Genomic DNA, 16,669 nt, shown 5'->3' with positions numbered 1-16,669 from the left:
GTCTTCAGCCCAAACGGCTGCGGTGCCGAGCGATCTGCAAACGTACTTGTGCGGGCGCGGTGCCGCCCAAGGTGTTGCGTGCGTTCAGCGAGCCTTGCAAGCTGAGCGGGCCAAACACATCGGCTTCGATGCGTGTGTCAAACTTTTGCAGGGTTTCCAGCGGCAACTCGGACAGGTCCACACCCAAGCCTTGCGCGGTTTTGACCGCATGGGCCACCACCTCGTGGGCGTCGCGGAAGGGCAGGCCTTTTTTCACCAAGTAGTCGGCCAAGTCGGTGGCGGTGGCGTAGCCCTTTTTCACGGCCGCTTCCATCGCTGCGGCGTTGACGGTGATGCCGCCTTCTTTTTGGCCCGTGGCGGGGTTGACTTGGCCGCCGACCATTTCACTGAAGATGCGCAGCGTGTCTTTGAGGGTGTCCACCGTGTCGAACAGCGGCTCTTTGTCTTCCTGGTTGTCCTTGTTGTAGGCCAGGGGCTGGCCCTTCATCAGGGTGATCAGGCCCATCAGGTGACCGACCACACGCCCTGTTTTGCCACGGGCCAGCTCGGGCACGTCGGGGTTTTTCTTCTGCGGCATGATCGACGAGCCGGTGGTGAAGCGGTCAGCGATCTTCACAAAGCCGAAGTTCTGGCTCATCCACAAAATCAACTCTTCCGAGAAGCGGCTGATGTGCACCATGCACAGGCTGGCGGCGGCGGTGAATTCGATGGCGAAGTCGCGGTCGCTCACGCCGTCCAGGCTGTTTTGGCAGACTTGTGGGTTGCCGGCTTCATCAACCATGCCCAGCGTGCGGGCCACGCGTTCACGGTCCAGCGGGTAGGTGGTGCCGGCCAAGGCGGCGCTGCCCAGGGGCAGGCGGTTGGTGCGGCGGCGCACGTCGACCATGCGCTCGGCATCGCGGCTGAACATTTCCACATAGGCCAGCAGGTGGTGCGCAAAGCTCACGGGCTGCGCCACTTGCAAATGGGTGAAGCCGGGCAGGATGACTTCGACGTTTTTCTCGGCCACATCGACCAGCGACTTTTGCAGGTCCACCAGCAAATCGATGATCAGGTCCATCTCGCCACGCAGCCACAGGCGCACATCGGTGGCCACTTGGTCGTTGCGGCTGCGGCCGGTGTGCAGGCGCTTGCCCGCATCGCCCACCAGTTGGGTCAGGCGCGCTTCGATGTTCAGGTGCACGTCTTCCAGGTCGAGTTTCCACTCAAATGCGCCGGATTCGATTTCTTGCGTGATCTGCGACATGCCGCGCTGGATGTCGGCCAGGTCGCTGGCAGCGATGATCTTTTGCGCAGCCAGCATCTCGGCGTGGGCCAGGGAGCCCTGGATGTCGGCTTGCCACAGGCGCTTGTCAAAGAACACGCTGGCGGTGTAGCGCTTGACCAACTCGCTCATGGGTTCAGAAAAGAGCGCGGACCAGGCTTGGGATTTTTTGTCGAGTTGGTTTGTCATAAGCCCGCAATTTTATCGGGCTTCGAACCGGCTTAGCCTGGCCTGCCTTCAGCCCAGCAAGGCCAGCGCCAAAGCGTGGTAAGCGGGCAGGGTGTGCGGGTCGTTGGCGATGTTGGCCGCCACGGGGTGCGAGGCGTAGCGGGCGATCACCATCTCGGCTTTGGGGTCGATGTAGATGTTTTGCCCGTGCACGCCCCGCGCCATGATGGCGCCGTGGGCGTTGTGCGACACCCACCACATGTTGCGGTAGCTCCAGCCTGCCAGCGTGGCCGGGCCGTTGGCCGCAAAACGGGCCGGGTCGGCGCCTGCAAAGGTGTCGGCAACCGCTGCGGCAGGCAAGACCTGGGTCTGGCCCACGCGCCCATGGTTGCGCACCAGTTCGCCAAACCGCGCCAGGTCGCGCAGGCCTGTGTTGAGGCCCCCGCCTGCAAAAGCGGTGCCGTTCGGGTCCACGGTGTAATACGCGTCCAGCTCGGCGCCCATGGGCTGCCAGATGCGCTCGGACAGCATGTGCTCGGTGTTTTGGCCACTCACACGGCGCACGATCCAGCCCAGTACATCGGTGTTGGCCGTGCGGTAGGTGAACCTCTCGCCATGCTCGCCCAGCTTGCGCACGGTTTTCAAATAGTCGTAAAAGTTGGCCGGGCCGCTGTAGCCGGGCGGGCGGGGCATCACGCCGCCAGCGCACATGTGCTTCCAGATTTCGGCCTGCGGGTCGGCATAGTTTTCGGAGTAATCAATGGCCGTGGTCATGTCCATGACCTGCCGCACGGTGGCATCGCCAAAGCCGCTGCCGGTCAACTCAGGCACGTAATGGTCCACGCGCTGCGTTTCGTCGAGCGCACCCTCGGCCACCAGGCACGCGGCCAGCAAACCCATGAACGATTTGGACACCGACATGGCAATGTGCTCACGCCCGGGCGTCATCACCCCACCAAAGTGCTCCAAAAGCACCTGCCCCTTGTGCATGACCAAGATCGCATCGGTGTAAGTGGCCTCCAACATGTCGGCCCAGTGGCACACACCTGCGCCGCCCATCGGGGTGTAGCCGACGCTGGGCAAGCCTTGGGCCATCTGCAAAGGCGTGGACGGCTTGAAACCTTTGGCGACGGTGACAGTGGGCACCAATTGCCGGTAATGTGCAAAGCTCCAACGCAGCTGCGGAAAGCGGTAGCCACTGCCATCTTCAAACCGAATGATCTTGTCGGCTGCGGGCGGCGAGCCCTGCATCCAACCCAAAGCCAAGGGGTCGCAGTCTTTGGCGGCTGGCAAAGCGTTTGGGTTGTTCATGGCGTTCCTCGGGTTCACGTAGGGGCAGGCTGTGTGAATCTGATTGTGCGTCGAGTGACCAAAAAACATCTGTCACTTGGATTCATCTACCCACAAGCTGCTCATGTGGATTGGTTGTTGATTCCTTTTGGTGTCAGCGCAGTTTTTTGAGGAAGGTATAGGTGATGCTGGGGGCGTCGGCCGGGACGTTTTCCAGTTTGTCCTTGCGCACGCGCAAGAGTTGCCGTTTGCCGGTGCTGTGTTGGTAACCTGCGATCTCGCCGTCGAAGGGGGCCCACCGTGGTTTTTTCTGGCCGTCTTGCACTTCGCGCACCATCAGGCATTTTGTATCGGTCTGGCGGGGGCATTTTTGGCGATGGGCGGCGACTTCGAGGGTGATGGCACTGGTCATCCAGGGGCGGATGCAGCTGGCGAGTTCGGCATGCCAGCTGTAACCCGCAGAGGCTTTGCAGCCCTTGTTGTCGCTGTCGCCGCCAAGCATGGGTTGAGTTGTGGGTGTGGCGGTGTGTGGGCATTCGCCTTGGGCGATGGGGCGGGCCTTGGCGTTGTCGAGTGTGCAGCGGTTGGCAAAAGTCTGTGGCATTTGGCCCGCAACTTGGCCGCAGACGGGGGCGTATTCGCGGGTGCAGGCCTGAGCTTGTGCCGCGGGGATGGACCACAGGCCCAGTGCGACCAGGGCGCTGCTCAAAACAAGGCGAAGGTATGTCGATTTTTTCATGCTCGGGCAGGGAAGGTGAGGCTGACAAGTTTACGAAGCCCCAGGGCCTTGGCACGCTGGAACTGGATTCTTTTGTAAGCACTTGCAAACGGTCAGTGGCCTGCCGAGGCACCAACACGCGGGGGTGCCAGGCGGGCGGTTTCGGGCTATAATCCGCCTGTTTTGCGATTTGCAAAGCGCACGCCATTGGCTTTTCCGGCCGCTGGCGCAAGTCAATCACCCGCTGATGTTCAGGTTTGAACCCGGCGAAACAACAAGGAAAACACCATGATTGCATCTTCAATCAAGGCAGAGGTCGTCAAGGCCAACGCACGTGCAGCCAACGACACTGGCTCCCCAGAAGTCCAAGTGGCTTTGCTGACAGCCCGCATCAACGAGCTGACACCTCACTTCAAAACACACGCCAAAGACCATCACGGTCGCCGCGGTCTGCTGCGCATGGTGAGCCGTCGCCGCAAACTGCTCGACTACCTCAAGTCCCGTGATGCTGACCGTTACGTTGCGCTGATCGCCAAGCTTGGCCTGCGTAAGTAATCGTCTCTCCAGATGAAAAGCGCCTGAGTTAGTTCACTAGCTCAGGCGCTTTATTCTTTTTTTCAGTCGGAATTTGTCAGGGCGATCTCGCGCTGTGTCATTCCACAAGGCTTTACAGCAAAGTTTTGCAAGGTTTTGTGGAATGGCATCGAGTTCAGAGCGTCAACTTCCGGGCCCACAGTGCAGCCTCATGCGCTTTTGTTTTCAGGAGTTCTGAACATGTCCATTTTTAACAAAGTTACCAAAACCTTCCAGTGGGGCCAGCACACGGTCAAGATGGAAACCGGCGAAGTGGCTCGCCAAGCTGGCGGCGCTGTGCTGCTCGACATGGAAGGCACCGTGGTGCTCGCCACCGTCGTGGGTTCCAAGATCGCCAAAGCCGGTCAAGATTTCTTCCCCCTCACGGTCGATTACATCGAGAAGACTTACGCCGCAGGCAAGATCCCCGGCAGCTTCTTCAAGCGTGAAGCCAAGCCCAGCGAGCACGAGACCCTGACCAGCCGTCTGATCGACCGACCCATCCGTCCTCTGTTCCCCGAAGGTTTCTACAACGACGTGCACGTGGTCATCCACACCGTGTCTTTGAACCCTGAAGTTGACGCCGACATCGCCGCGATGATCGCCGTGTCTGCCGCTTTGTCCATCTCGGGCATCCCGTTCAACGGCCCCATCGGCGCCGCTCGCGTGGGTTACATCAATGGCGAATACGTCCTGAACCCCGGCCAGACCCAGCGCAAAGACAGCGTGATGGATCTGGTCGTGGCCGGTACCGAAGCGGCTGTGCTGATGGTCGAATCCGAAGCCCTGCAACTGTCCGAAGAAATCATGCTGGGCGGTGTGGTGTATGGCCACGAGCAGTCGGCGATTGCCATCAACGCCATCCACGAGTTGGTGCGCGAAGCCGGCAAGCCCGTGTGGGACTGGCAAGCGCCTGCCCGCGACACGGCTTTCGAAAGCAAGTTGGCCACACTGGCCGAAGAAAAGCTGCGTGCCGCTTACCAAATCCGCAACAAGCAAGCCCGTACACACGCTTGCCGCGAAGCCTACGCTTCGGTCAAAGTCGCTTTGGCAGAAGAAGGCGTGGCGTTTGACCCCGTCAAGCTCGACAACCTGTTGTTCGAAATCGAAGCCCGCATCGTGCGCAGCCAGATTTTGGCCGGTGAGCCCCGCATCGACGGCCGCGACACTCGCACTGTGCGTCCCATCGAAATCCGCAACAGCGTGCTGCCCCGCACCCACGGCTCGGCGCTGTTCACACGTGGCGAAACCCAGGCTTTGGTGATCACCACCCTGGGCACCGATCGCGATGCACAGCGCATCGATGCGCTGGCGGGCGAGTTCGAAGACCGCTTCATGTTCCACTACAACATGCCTCCCTTTGCCACGGGTGAAGTGGGCCGCATGGGCAGCACCAAGCGCCGCGAAATCGGCCACGGCCGTTTGGCCAAGCGTGCTTTGGCCGCTGTGTTGCCAGGCAAAGAAGAGTTCCCCTACACCGTGCGTGTGGTGTCTGAGATCACCGAATCGAACGGTTCTTCGTCCATGGCTTCGGTCTGCGGCGGCTGCTTGTCGATGATGGATGCGGGTGTGCCGATGAAAGCCCACGTGGCCGGTATCGCCATGGGCCTGATCAAGGAAGACAACCGCTTTGCGGTGTTGACCGACATCTTGGGTGACGAAGACCACCTGGGTGACATGGACTTCAAAGTGGCCGGTACCACCAACGGTATCACCGCGCTGCAGATGGACATCAAGATCCAGGGCATCACCAAAGAAATCATGCAGGTCGCTCTGGCCCAGGCCAAAGAAGCCCGCATGCACATTCTGGGCAAGATGCAAGAAGCGATGAGCACGGCCAACACCGAAGTGTCTGACTTCGCGCCCAAGCTCTTCACCATGAAGATCAACCCCGAGAAGATCCGTGACGTGATCGGCAAAGGCGGCGCCACCATCCGCGCCCTGACCGAAGAGACCGGCTGCCAGATCAACATCTCGGAAGACGGCACGATCACCATCGCGGCCACCGACGGCGAGAAGGCCGAGATCGCCAAGAAGCGCATCGAGCAGATCACCGCCGAAGTCGAAATCGGCAAGGTCTATGAAGGCCCAGTCACCAAGATCTTGGACTTCGGTGCCCTGATCAACCTGCTGCCCGGCAAAGATGGTCTGCTGCACATCAGCCAGATCGCCCACGAGCGCGTTGAGAAGGTGACCGACTACCTGAGCGAAGGTCAGATCGTCAAAGTCAAGGTCATGGAAACCGACGAAAAAGGCCGCATCAAGCTGTCGATGAAGGCTTTGTTGGACCGTCCTGCTCAAGGCTAAATAACGCTGTTGTCGGGTGGTCTGGGATCACCCGTCATCGCGTGGATGCACCATGAACGTCATTGAAATCCAAAGCTACGGCGCCCCCGAGGTGCTGGTGCCAGGCTCCCGCCCTGACCCTGTTGCAGGGGCAGGGGAGTTGCTCATTCGCGTCTCGGCCAGCGGCATCAACCGCCCCGACGTGCTGCAACGCCTAGGCAACTACCCCGTGCCCCCCGGTGCCTCGGACATTCCGGGCCTCGAGGTTGCGGGCGTGGTGGTGTCGGGCGATGCAGCGGCCATGGCCGAGGCAGGTTTTGCTGGGGGCGACCGTGTGTGCGCCTTGGTGGCAGGCGGTGGTTATGCGCAGTTGTGCGTGGCCCCGGTGGCCCAGTGTTTGCCGGTGCCCAAGGGGCTGACGGACATCGAAGCCGCTTCGCTGCCCGAGACCTTCTTCACTGTGTGGAGCAATGTGTTTGACCGTGGGCGTTTGCAAGCGGGTGAGACCTTGTTGATTCAAGGCGGCACCAGCGGCATTGGCGTCACAGCCATCCAAATGGCCAAGGCGGCCGGTGCGACCGTGATCGCCACCGCGGGTTCTGACGCCAAGTGTCAGGCTTGCTTGGACTTGGGTGCTGACCACGCCATCAATTACAAAACCACCGACTTCGTGGCCGAGGCCAAGCGCCTCACCGGCGGTGTGGGTGTGAATGTGATTTTGGACATGGTCGCTGGCGACTATGTGGCGCGTGAAGTTGAGGCCTTGGCAGAAGATGGCCGCTTGGTCATCATCGCGGTGCAGGGCGGCATCAAGAGCGAATTCAATGCAGGCTTGGTTTTGCGCCGCCGTTTGACGATCACAGGTTCGACCTTGCGTCCACGCCCAGTGGCGTTCAAAGCAGCGATTGCCCAGTCTTTGCGCACAACCGTTTGGCCTTGGATCGAGTCGGGCCGCATCAAGCCGGTCATCTACAGCGTGTTTGCAGCGGCAGAGGCGGGTGGTGGTTTGCCATCGGGCGCGGCGCAAGCCCATGCCTTGATGGAGACGAACCAGCATGTTGGCAAAATTGTGGTGACTTGGTGATGGCGATGGCAGCCAAGTTGATGGTGGGCAATTGGAAGATGAATGGCAGCTTAGCGGCCAATGCGTCTTTGTTGTCTGACGCTTTGAGCGGCATGGACGGTGTGTCCTGCCGTGCTGCGGTGTGCGTGCCTGCGCCTTATCTGGCGCAAGCCCAAAACTTGTTGGCTGGCGCTGCTTTGGCTCTGGGCGCACAAGACGTGTCTGCCCACGAGTCGGGCGCTTACACCGGTGAGGTGTCGGCCAACATGCTGCGTGATTTTGCGGTGCGTTATGTCATCGTGGGCCACTCGGAGCGGCGGCAATACCACGGTGAGACCGATGCCGTGGTGGCCACCAAGACGCAGCGTGCTTTGGCCGCAGGCATCACCCCCATCGTGTGTGTGGGCGAGAGCTTGGCCGAGCGCGAAGCGGGTCAGACCGAAGCTGTTGTGAAGCGGCAGTTGGCGGCGGTGATCCACGCCAACGGCCACTGCATCAGCGAAATCGTGGTGGCGTATGAGCCTGTTTGGGCCATCGGCACCGGATTGACGGCCACCCCCGAGCAGGCCCAAGCGGTGCACGCGGTGTTGCGTGCCCAGCTGCAGGCGGCCACAGCGCATGCGGAGCGTGTGTCAATTTTGTACGGCGGCAGCATGAATGCGGCGAACGCCGCCTCTTTGCTGGCGCAGCCTGACGTGGACGGCGGCCTGATCGGCGGTGCGTCTCTCAATGCCCCAGACTTTTTATCGATGTTGAAAGCCGCCTCGCGCTGAGCTTTTAAACCCTTTTTTCTATTTTCGGAGTATTCAGATGAGCGTGATGTTGACCTTGATTTTGGTGGTGCAGATGTTGTCGGCACTGGCCATGATTGGCTTGATCCTGATCCAGCACGGCAAAGGTGCGGACATGGGCGCTGCCTTTGGCAGCGGTGGTTCGGGCAGCTTGTTCGGTGCCACGGGCAGTGCGAACTTCATGTCGCGCACCACAGCGGTGTTGGCAGCGGTGTTTTTTGTTTGCACTTTGCTGCTGGCTTATTTTGGCAAACTCGCCCCCACCTCGTCGGGCAGCGTGCTCGAAGGAGCAGCTGTGACGGCACCCGCTCCAGTGAACAACAGCCCCGCAGCGCAGATTCCTGGCAACGCCCCCGCTGCACAAACAGACAACAGCGTTCCTCCTGCACCGGCGAAATAAATCGCCTGGTTGTCAGCTGAGATTCAGCTTTGCTGCTGTGCACAATTTTCCGGGTTTAGACCGGGAAATACCCCATTTTTCGGGGTAAAATCAGAGTCTGACCAGCAAGCGATACGCACTCAAGGTGCACCTCATGCAAGCTGGTCTTGTGTATCCAGCCGTCGTGGTGAAATTGGTAGACACGCTATCTTGAGGGGGTAGTGGCGAAAGCTGTGCGAGTTCGAGTCTCGCCGACGGCACCAGACAAACAGAAGCGCTCGGGCTCAAGGCTTGGGCGCTTCACTCGGTCCTTAACGGCAGTCACCAAATGAACCTCGAACAGTACCTCCCGATTCTTTTGTTCATTCTGGTCGGCGTTGCTGTCGGCATCATTCCCCAGGTTTTGGGCTACATCCTCGGCCCCAACCGACCTGACGCGGAAAAAAACTCCCCCTACGAATGCGGCTTCGAAGCCTTCGAAGACGCCCGCATGAAGTTCGATGTGCGCTACTACCTGGTCGCCATCCTGTTCATCTTGTTTGACCTCGAAATCGCTTTCCTGTTCCCATGGGCTGTGGCCCTCAAGGAAGTGGGCATGGCCGGTTTTGTGGCTGTGGTGATCTTTCTGGCCATTTTGGTCGTCGGTTTTGTCTACGAGTGGAAAAAAGGCGCCCTGGACTGGGAATGACCGTTTGCACTGACAACAACATTGAGCCTGCTTGAGGATAAAAAATGATTGAAGGCGTGATGAAAGAGGGCTTCATCACCACGAGTTACGACTCGGTGGTGAACTGGGCCAAAACCGGCTCGCTCTGGCCCATGACCTTTGGTCTGGCCTGCTGCGCGGTCGAGATGATGCATTCGGCCACGGCCCGCTACGACTTGGCCCGCTTTGGTGCCGAGGTGTTCCGCGCCAGCCCTCGCCAAGCCGACTTGATGATCGTGGCCGGCACCCTGTGCAACAAGATGGCCCCGGCCTTGCGCAAGGTCTATGACCAGATGTCCGAACCGCGCTGGGTGATCTCCATGGGCTCTTGCGCCAATGGCGGTGGTTACTACCACTACAGCTATTCCGTGGTGCGCGGTTGCGACCGCATCGTGCCGGTGGATGTGTACGTGCCGGGCTGCCCGCCCACGGCCGAAGCCCTGATCTACGGCATCATCCAGCTGCAGCAAAAAATCCGCCGCACACACACCATTGCGCGTGCTTGAAGGGAATGACGATGACCAATTTCGCCATTCGCCCCGAAGACCTGCAAGACACCTTGGCTGCGGCCTTGGGTGACCGGGTCCAAAACATTTCCATCGCTTTGGCCGAGGTGACCGTTCATGTGAACGCGCAGCATTACCTGAGCGTGATGCAAACCCTGCGCGACGCGCCAGGCTGCCAATTTGAACAACTCGTTGACTTGGCGGGCCTCGATTACTCGGCCTACCGCGAAGTGGGCACCGATGGCCCACGTTTTGGGGTCACCGTGCATTTGTTGTCGGTGAGCCTGAACCAGCGTGTGCGCGTGAAAGTGCTGTGCCCTGATGATGATTTGCCTTTGGTGGCTTCGGTCAATGAGCTCTGGAACTCGGCCAACTGGTATGAGCGCGAAGCTTTTGACCTCTACGGCATCGTGTTTGAAGGTCACAACGACCTGCGCCGCATCCTGACCGATTACGGTTTCATTGGTCACCCCTTCCGCAAGGACTTCCCCTTGTCGGGTCACGTTGAAATGCGTTACGACGCCGAGCGTCAGCGCGTGATTTACGAGCCGGTGAGCATCGAGCCGCGTGAAATCACGCCACGCATCATCCGTGAAGAACACTACGGAGGCCTGAACTGATATGGCCGAAATCAAGAATTACACCCTGAACTTTGGCCCTCAGCACCCGGCTGCACACGGTGTGTTGCGCCTGGTGCTCGAGCTCGACGGCGAAGTGGTGCAACGCGCTGATCCGCACATCGGCTTGCTGCACCGCGCCACCGAAAAACTGGCCGAGCACAAAACCTACATCCAGTCGCTGCCTTACATGGACCGCCTGGACTATGTCTCGATGATGTGCAACGAGCACGCTTACTGCCTGGCCATCGAGAAGATGCTGGGCCTGGAAGTGCCGATGCGGGCCCAGTACATCCGCGTGATGTACTCGGAAATCACCCGCATCCTGAACCACCTCATGTGGCTCGGCTCGCACGGCAACGACTGCGGCAGCTCCACCATCCTGATCTACACCTTCCGCGAGCGTGAAGACCTGTTTGACATGTACGAGGCCGTGTCCGGTGCCCGCATGCACGCGGCTTACTTCCGGCCCGGTGGTGTGTACCGCGATCTGCCCGACAGCATGCCCCAGTACAAGGTCAGCAAGGTCAAGAACGCCAAGGCGATTGAGCAGCTCAACAGCAACCGCAAGGGTTCCTTGCTGGACTTCATTGACGACTTCACCCAGCGCTTTCCCAAGTGCGTGGACGAGTACGAAACCCTGCTGACCGATAACCGCATCTGGAAACAGCGCACCGTGGGCATCGGCGTGGTGGCTCCCGAGCGTGCCCTGAATTTGGGCATGACTGGCCCCATGCTGCGCGGCTCCGGCTTTGCCTGGGACCTGCGCAAAAAGCAGCCCTACGACGCCTACGACCAAGTCGAATTCGATGTGCCTGTGGGCAAGACCGGTGACAGCTACGACCGCTATTTGGTGCGTGTGCAAGAGATGCGCGAATCGAACCGCATCATCCAGCAGTGCGTGAAGTGGTTGCGTGCCAACCCCGGCCCGGTCATCACCGACAACCACAAGATCGCGCCGCCTTCTCGCGAAGGCATGAAGTCCAACATGGAAGACTTGATCCACCACTTCAAGCTCTTCACTGAAGGTTTCCGTGTGCCCGAGGGCGAGGCTTATGCCGCGGTCGAACACCCCAAGGGCGAGTTCGGCATTTACATGGTGAGTGATGGGGCCAACAAGCCGTACCGCCTCAAAATTCGCGCCCCGGGCTTTGCCCATTTGGCCACCCTCGATGAAATGGCCAAAGGCCACATGCTGGCCGACGCGGTCGCGATCATCGGGACCATGGACATCGTTTTTGGAGAGATTGACCGATGATCTCTGAGTCAACAAAAGCACGCTTTGCGCGTGAAGTGGCCAAGTTCCCTGCAGACCAAAAGCAGTCGGCCGTCATGGCTTGTCTGTCGATCGTGCAGCAAGAACAAGGTTGGGTCAGCCCCGAGAGTGAGCAAGTCGTGGCCGAGGTCTTGGGCATGCCCGTGATGGCCGTGCACGAAGTGACCACCTTCTACAACATGTACAACCAAAAGCCGGTGGGCAAGTTCAAGCTGAACGTTTGCACCAACCTGCCTTGCCAGTTGCGTGGTGGTGCGCAAGCTCTGGCGCATCTGGAGCAGAAGTTGGGCGTGAATGTCGGCGGGACGACTGCTGACGGCATGTTTACCCTGCAACCCAGCGAATGCCAAGGCGCTTGCGCCGATGCGCCGGTGCTGCTGGTGAACGACCGCCACATGTGCAGCTTCATGAGCCATGAAAAGCTCGACCAACTCGTTGACAGCCTGAAGAAAGCCGAGGCCGCCTGATGAACGTCGAACAAATTCTGAGCCAGTTCCAGGCCACAGGCGTGGAAACCTGCTTCCATGACCGCCACATCAACCCACAAATTTATGCGGGCCTCAATGGGCGCAACTGGGGCATCAAAGACTACGAAGCGCGTGGCGGCTACGCGGCCTTGCGCAAAATCCTGGGCAAAGACGGCGGCGAAGGCCTGACGCAAGACCAGGTGATTGCTACCGTCAAAGAGTCCGGCCTGCGTGGTCGCGGCGGTGCGGGTTTCCCCACGGGCCTGAAGTGGAGCTTCATGCCCCGCCAGTTCCCCGGTCAAAAGTATTTGGTGTGCAACTCGGACGAAGGCGAGCCAGGCACTTGCAAAGACCGCGACATCATGGAGTACAACCCGCACACGGTGATCGAAGGCATGATCATCGCGGCTTATGCCATGGGCATCAGCGTGGGTTACAACTACATCCACGGCGAAATCTTCCACACCTATGAGCGCTTTGAGGCAGCTCTGGAAGAAGCCCGTGCAGCAGGCTACTTGGGCAACAGCATCCTGGGCAGCACGTTCAGCTTTCAGCTGCACGCGTCACACGGTTTTGGCGCTTACATCTGCGGTGAAGAAACCGCTTTGCTCGAATCGCTCGAAGGCAAAAAAGGCCAGCCTCGCTTCAAGCCACCGTTCCCCGCCAGCTTTGGCCTGTACGGCAAGCCCACGACCATCAACAACACCGAGACCTTCGCTGCAGTGCCTTGGATCATCCGCAACGGTGGTCAGGCTTACCTTGAATGCGGCAAGCCCAACAACGGTGGCACCAAGATCTTTTCGGTCAGCGGTGACGTGGAGCGCCCCGGCAACTACGAAGTGCCCATGGGCACACCGTTTGCCAAGCTGCTTGAGCTTGCCGGTGGTGTGCGCGGCGGTCGCAAACTCAAGGCGGTGATTCCCGGCGGTTCTTCGTCGCCCGTGATTCCGGCCGATTTGATGATGAAGCTCACCATGGACTACGACAGCATCGCCAAAGAGGGCGGTTCGATGTTGGGTTCGGGCGCGGTGATCGTCATGGACGAGACACGTTGCATGGTCAAGGCCTTGGCGCGTTTGTCTTACTTTTATTCGCACGAGTCCTGCGGCCAGTGCACCCCTTGCCGTGAAGGCACAGGCTGGCTCTGGCGCATGGTGGACCGCATTGAGCACGGCCAGGGCCGTGCCAGCGACATCGACATGCTCGACAGCGTGGCGGGCAACATCATGGGCCGCACGATTTGCGCCTTGGGTGATGCAGCGGCCATGCCAGTGCGCGGCATGCTCAAGCATTTCCGTCACGAATTTGTACACCTCATCGAGCACAAGACCTCCATGGTCGGCGCCGATGCAACAGCGGTGAAGACCCATGGTTGAAATAGAACTCGACGGTCAGAAAGTGGAAGTTGCCGAGGGCAGCATGGTCATGCATGCCGCCGAAAAAGCGGGCACCTACATTCCCCATTTCTGCTACCACAAGAAACTCTCGATCGCAGCCAACTGCCGCATGTGCCTGGTGGAGGTCGAGAAGGCCCCCAAGCCCATGCCCGCCTGCGCGACGCCCGTGACACAAGGCATGATCGTGCGCACCAAGAGCGACCGCGCCATTGCTGCACAAAAGTCGGTCATGGAGTTTTTGCTGATCAACCACCCGCTGGACTGCCCCATTTGCGACCAAGGCGGTGAGTGCCAGTTGCAAGACCTGGCCGTTGGTTATGGCGGCAGCACCTCGCGCTACGAAGAAGAAAAGCGCGTGGTCTTCCACAAAGAAGTCGGTCCGCTCATCAGCATGGAAGAGATGAGCCGCTGCATCCACTGCACACGTTGCGTGCGCTTTGGCCAGGAAGTGGCCGGTGCCATGGAGCTGGGCATGTCCCACCGTGGCGAGCACGCCGAAATCGAAACCTTCTTGGGCCAGACGATCGATTCCGAGTTGTCGGGCAACATGATCGACATCTGCCCAGTGGGTGCTCTGACCAGCAAGCCTTTCCGCTACCACGCCCGCACTTGGGAGCTGTCGCGCCGCAAGTCGGTGGCGGCGCACGATTCGTCAGGTGCCAACCTGATTGTGCAGGTCAAGAACAACCAGGTCATGCGTGTCGTGCCCCTGGAAAATGAAGACGTCAACGAGTGCTGGATTGCTGACCGCGACCGTTTCTCTTACGAAGCCTTGAACAGCGCCGAGCGCCTGACCCAGCCCATGCTCAAGCAGGGCGGCGAGTGGAAGACCGTTGATTGGCAGACCGCCCTCGAATACGTGGCCAATGGCCTGCGCAACATCCAGCGTGACCATGGTGCCAACAGCATCGGCGCTTTGGTCAGCCCGCACAGCACCGTGGAAGAGTTGTACCTGGCTGGCGCCTTGATGCGCGGCCTGGGTTCAGACAACATTGATTACCGTCTGCGCAACGCCGAGTTTGGCGCGGCTGAAGGTGTGCGCACCTTGGGCACGTCCATCGCATCGCTGTCCACTTTGCAGCGCGTGCTGGTCGTGGGCTCCAACCTGCGCAAAGACCATCCGCTGTTTGCACTGCGCGTGCGCCAGGCCGTGCGTTACGGCGCTCAGCTGAACGTCATCACATCGCCTGCGGCTTTCAGCCACGCCGATGCGTGGGCCATGCCTGTGGCCAACGCGGTCGTGACCGATGCTTTTGCCTGGGCGCAAACCCTGGCCGATCTGGCTGTGGCCATTGCCGCCGAAAAGGGCGTGCCAGCCCCATGCGCAGGCACCGCGTCTGCCGCAGTCCAAGCCATGGCCAAGTCCCTCTTGGGTGGCGAGCGTAAAGCCCTGTTGTTGGGCAATGCCGCTGCACACCATGGCAATGCTTCGACCCTTTTGGCCTTGGCCAACTGGATTGGCGAGCACACCGGTGCCAGCGTGGGTTACCTGACCGAAGCGGCCAACACCGTGGGCGCTCAGTGGGTGGGTGCACAACCACAAACCGGTGGCAAGCACGCAGGCCAGATGTTGGCCGGTGGCCTCAAAGCCGCTGTCTTGCTCAACACCGAACCCGAGTTCGACAGCGCAGCAGGCGCTGCTGCGGCCAAAGCCTTGGGCCAGGCCGAGATGGTGGTCACGCTCAGCCCGTTCAAGGCCAACATGGCTTTCAGTGACGTGCTGCTGCCGATTGCGCCGTTCACCGAAACCTCGGGCAGTTTTGTCAACGCCGAAGGCCGCTTGCAAAGCTTCCACGCCGTGGTCAAGCCTTTGGCTGAAACCCGCCCCGCCTGGAAGGTGCTGCGCGTGCTGGCCAACTTGCTCGACATCCCGGGTGTGTCCTTCGAGACATCGCAAGACGTCTTGGCCCGTGCCACGGCCCAGCCCTTGGTGGCGTCCAGCGCCACACGGTCTGCGATCAACCTGAGCGGGACCACCACACCTGCGCCGTCGGTCGCTTCGATTTACCAGCTCGATGGCATCGTGCGCCGTGCGCCGTCACTGCAGCTGACCGCTGACGCCCGTCAGGAGGTGACCCCATGATTGACGCTCTGTACAACGGCGGCCTGAACCTGGTGGCCGCCAGCTGGTGGGCCACTTTGGTGTGGCCAGTGCTTTGGATCTTGCTCAAGATCGTGGCCATCCTCGCGCCGCTGATGGGTGCGGTGGCTTACCTGACGCTGTGGGAGCGCAAGCTCTTGGGCTTCATGCAAGTGCGCCATGGCCCCAACCGCGTGGGCCCCATGGGTTTGTTGCAGCCGATTGCCGATGCCCTCAAGCTGCTCACCAAAGAGTTGATCAACCCGACAGCGGCCAGCATGGGCTTGTTCCGCCTCGGCCCGATCATGGCGATCATGCCTGCTCTGGCCGCCTGGGTGGTGATTCCTTTTGGACCCGAAGTGGCACTGACCAACATCAACGCCGGTTTGATGCTGGTGATGGCGATCACCTCGATCGAGGTGTATGGTGTGATCATTGCGGGTTGGGCCTCCAACTCCAAATACGCTTTCTTGGGCGCGCTGCGTGCATCGGCCCAGATGGTGAGCTACGAGATCGCGATGGGCTTTTGCTTCCTGGTGGTCTTGATGGTCTCGGGCAGCATGAACCTGACTGAAATCGTTCTGGCGCAAGGAAAAGGCGCTGCTGCCGACATGGGTCTGAGCTTCCTGTCTTGGAACTGGCTGCCGCTACTGCCTATTTTCTTGGTCTACCTGATCTCTGGTGTGGCCGAAACCAACCGCCACCCCTTTGACGTGGTCGAAGGCGAAGCCGAGATCGTGGCCGGTCACATGGTCGAGTACTCGGGCATGGGCTTTGCCATCTTCTTCTTGGCCGAATACGCCAGCATGTGGCTGGTGTCCATCTTGGCCGTGATCATGTTCTTGGGCGGCTGGTTGTCGCCCATCGACCACGCCTTGTTCAACGCCATTCCCGGCTGGATCTGGCTGGGCCTCAAGACCTTCTTGGTCGTGTCCATGTTCATCTGGATTCGCGCCACATTCCCGCGCTTCCGTTATGACCAGATCATGCGTTTGGGCTGGAAGATTTTCATCCCGGTCACCTTGGTGTGGTTGTTGGTGGTGGGCGTGTGGTTGCACTCGCCATGGAACATCTGGCTTTGATCGGTG

At 60.1% G+C, this 16,669-nt stretch carries 16 protein-coding genes and 1 tRNA gene; 14 read left to right on the top strand and 3 right to left on the bottom strand.

The window, feature by feature from the left end; genetic code table 11:
* Positions 1-4: 4 nt before the first annotated feature.
* The 3 genes from argH to L63ED372_RS09085 form a co-directional block, all read right to left on the bottom strand.
* On the bottom strand, positions 5-1,453 hold the full coding sequence (argH, locus tag L63ED372_RS09095; RefSeq protein ID WP_062405477.1) for an argininosuccinate lyase: 1,449 nt from the start codon (positions 1,451-1,453) through the stop codon (positions 5-7).
* Positions 1,454-1,501: 48 nt separating this feature from the next.
* On the bottom strand, positions 1,502-2,743 hold the full coding sequence (locus L63ED372_RS09090; RefSeq protein ID WP_062405475.1) for a serine hydrolase domain-containing protein: 1,242 nt from the start codon (positions 2,741-2,743) through the stop codon (positions 1,502-1,504).
* A gap of 133 nt (positions 2,744-2,876) precedes the next feature.
* The gene (locus L63ED372_RS09085; protein ID WP_062405473.1) at positions 2,877-3,461 is read right to left on the bottom strand and encodes a DUF4377 domain-containing protein; all 585 of its coding nucleotides are present in this window, start codon (positions 3,459-3,461) and stop codon (positions 2,877-2,879) included.
* Positions 3,462-3,728: 267 nt separating this feature from the next.
* Between L63ED372_RS09085 and rpsO the strand changes: the two genes are divergently transcribed.
* The 14 genes from rpsO to nuoH all read left to right on the top strand — a co-directional run bounded on the left by rpsO (position 3,729) and on the right by nuoH (position 16,663).
* Entirely contained in the window at positions 3,729-3,995 is a 267-nt protein-coding gene (rpsO, locus tag L63ED372_RS09080; RefSeq protein WP_019428565.1) for a 30S ribosomal protein S15, read from the top strand.
* Between the two features lie 219 nt (positions 3,996-4,214).
* Complete coding sequence (gene pnp, locus L63ED372_RS09075; RefSeq protein WP_062405472.1) at positions 4,215-6,320, top strand: polyribonucleotide nucleotidyltransferase; 2,106 nt, start codon at positions 4,215-4,217, stop codon at positions 6,318-6,320.
* A 52-nt stretch (positions 6,321-6,372) separates the two neighbouring features.
* The gene (locus L63ED372_RS09070; RefSeq protein WP_062405470.1) at positions 6,373-7,383 is read left to right on the top strand and encodes an NAD(P)H-quinone oxidoreductase; all 1,011 of its coding nucleotides are present in this window, start codon (positions 6,373-6,375) and stop codon (positions 7,381-7,383) included.
* The gene (gene tpiA, locus L63ED372_RS09065; protein WP_062405468.1) at positions 7,383-8,135 is read left to right on the top strand and encodes a triose-phosphate isomerase; all 753 of its coding nucleotides are present in this window, start codon (positions 7,383-7,385) and stop codon (positions 8,133-8,135) included. The genes L63ED372_RS09070 and tpiA overlap by 1 nt, the downstream gene beginning before the upstream one ends.
* 37 nt (positions 8,136-8,172) lie before the next feature.
* Positions 8,173-8,553 (top strand): preprotein translocase subunit SecG, encoded by a 381-nt coding sequence (gene secG / locus L63ED372_RS09060; protein ID WP_062405465.1) that lies wholly within the window; start codon positions 8,173-8,175, stop codon positions 8,551-8,553.
* A gap of 157 nt (positions 8,554-8,710) precedes the next feature.
* A tRNA-Leu gene (locus L63ED372_RS09055) sits at positions 8,711-8,795 on the top strand.
* A gap of 65 nt (positions 8,796-8,860) precedes the next feature.
* Positions 8,861-9,220 carry an NADH-quinone oxidoreductase subunit A gene (locus tag L63ED372_RS09050; protein ID WP_062405464.1) on the top strand — a complete coding sequence of 120 codons (360 nt, stop codon included), beginning with the start codon at positions 8,861-8,863 and terminating at the stop codon, positions 9,218-9,220.
* A gap of 44 nt (positions 9,221-9,264) precedes the next feature.
* The gene (locus L63ED372_RS09045) at positions 9,265-9,744 is read left to right on the top strand and encodes a NuoB/complex I 20 kDa subunit family protein (protein ID WP_019428571.1); all 480 of its coding nucleotides are present in this window, start codon (positions 9,265-9,267) and stop codon (positions 9,742-9,744) included.
* Positions 9,745-9,755: 11 nt separating this feature from the next.
* A complete protein-coding gene (locus L63ED372_RS09040) occupies positions 9,756-10,364 on the top strand; it encodes an NADH-quinone oxidoreductase subunit C (protein WP_062405461.1) in 609 nt (202 codons plus the stop codon).
* A gap of 1 nt (position 10,365) precedes the next feature.
* Positions 10,366-11,619: an NADH-quinone oxidoreductase subunit D gene (locus L63ED372_RS09035; RefSeq protein ID WP_062405459.1), complete on the top strand. Its 1,254-nt coding sequence runs from the start codon at positions 10,366-10,368 to the stop codon at positions 11,617-11,619.
* Entirely contained in the window at positions 11,616-12,104 is a 489-nt protein-coding gene (gene nuoE / locus L63ED372_RS09030; protein WP_062405457.1) for an NADH-quinone oxidoreductase subunit NuoE, read from the top strand. The genes L63ED372_RS09035 and nuoE overlap by 4 nt, the downstream gene beginning before the upstream one ends.
* Positions 12,104-13,480 carry an NADH-quinone oxidoreductase subunit NuoF gene (gene nuoF, locus L63ED372_RS09025; RefSeq protein WP_062405455.1) on the top strand — a complete coding sequence of 459 codons (1,377 nt, stop codon included), beginning with the start codon at positions 12,104-12,106 and terminating at the stop codon, positions 13,478-13,480. The genes nuoE and nuoF overlap by 1 nt, the downstream gene beginning before the upstream one ends.
* On the top strand, positions 13,473-15,584 hold the full coding sequence (nuoG, locus tag L63ED372_RS09020) for an NADH-quinone oxidoreductase subunit NuoG (protein ID WP_062405454.1): 2,112 nt from the start codon (positions 13,473-13,475) through the stop codon (positions 15,582-15,584). The genes nuoF and nuoG overlap by 8 nt, the downstream gene beginning before the upstream one ends.
* On the top strand, positions 15,581-16,663 hold the full coding sequence (nuoH, locus tag L63ED372_RS09015; RefSeq protein WP_062405452.1) for an NADH-quinone oxidoreductase subunit NuoH: 1,083 nt from the start codon (positions 15,581-15,583) through the stop codon (positions 16,661-16,663). The genes nuoG and nuoH overlap by 4 nt, the downstream gene beginning before the upstream one ends.
* The last annotated feature ends 6 nt before the right edge of the window (positions 16,664-16,669 follow it).

Source organism: Limnohabitans sp. 63ED37-2 (assembly GCF_001412535.1).
Classification (GTDB): domain Bacteria; phylum Pseudomonadota; class Gammaproteobacteria; order Burkholderiales; family Burkholderiaceae_C; genus Limnohabitans_A.
The sequence above is the reverse complement of the archived record's forward strand: the minus strand, read 5'-3'. Positions and strand labels throughout refer to the sequence as shown.

Coding starts and splice junctions, on each gene's coding strand:
- argH (WP_062405477.1), bottom strand. CDS start 1,453: ATGACAAACCAACTCGACAAAAAATCCCAAGCCTGGTCCGCGCTCTTT.
- L63ED372_RS09090 (WP_062405475.1), bottom strand. CDS start 2,743: ATGAACAACCCAAACGCTTTGCCAGCCGCCAAAGACTGCGACCCCTTG.
- L63ED372_RS09085 (WP_062405473.1), bottom strand. CDS start 3,461: ATGAAAAAATCGACATACCTTCGCCTTGTTTTGAGCAGCGCCCTGGTC.
- rpsO (WP_019428565.1), top strand. CDS start 3,729: ATGATTGCATCTTCAATCAAGGCAGAGGTCGTCAAGGCCAACGCACGT.
- pnp (WP_062405472.1), top strand. CDS start 4,215: ATGTCCATTTTTAACAAAGTTACCAAAACCTTCCAGTGGGGCCAGCAC.
- L63ED372_RS09070 (WP_062405470.1), top strand. CDS start 6,373: ATGAACGTCATTGAAATCCAAAGCTACGGCGCCCCCGAGGTGCTGGTG.
- tpiA (WP_062405468.1), top strand. CDS start 7,383: ATGGCGATGGCAGCCAAGTTGATGGTGGGCAATTGGAAGATGAATGGC.
- secG (WP_062405465.1), top strand. CDS start 8,173: ATGAGCGTGATGTTGACCTTGATTTTGGTGGTGCAGATGTTGTCGGCA.
- L63ED372_RS09050 (WP_062405464.1), top strand. CDS start 8,861: ATGAACCTCGAACAGTACCTCCCGATTCTTTTGTTCATTCTGGTCGGC.
- L63ED372_RS09045 (WP_019428571.1), top strand. CDS start 9,265: ATGATTGAAGGCGTGATGAAAGAGGGCTTCATCACCACGAGTTACGAC.
- L63ED372_RS09040 (WP_062405461.1), top strand. CDS start 9,756: ATGACCAATTTCGCCATTCGCCCCGAAGACCTGCAAGACACCTTGGCT.
- L63ED372_RS09035 (WP_062405459.1), top strand. CDS start 10,366: ATGGCCGAAATCAAGAATTACACCCTGAACTTTGGCCCTCAGCACCCG.
- nuoE (WP_062405457.1), top strand. CDS start 11,616: ATGATCTCTGAGTCAACAAAAGCACGCTTTGCGCGTGAAGTGGCCAAG.
- nuoF (WP_062405455.1), top strand. CDS start 12,104: ATGAACGTCGAACAAATTCTGAGCCAGTTCCAGGCCACAGGCGTGGAA.
- nuoG (WP_062405454.1), top strand. CDS start 13,473: ATGGTTGAAATAGAACTCGACGGTCAGAAAGTGGAAGTTGCCGAGGGC.
- nuoH (WP_062405452.1), top strand. CDS start 15,581: ATGATTGACGCTCTGTACAACGGCGGCCTGAACCTGGTGGCCGCCAGC.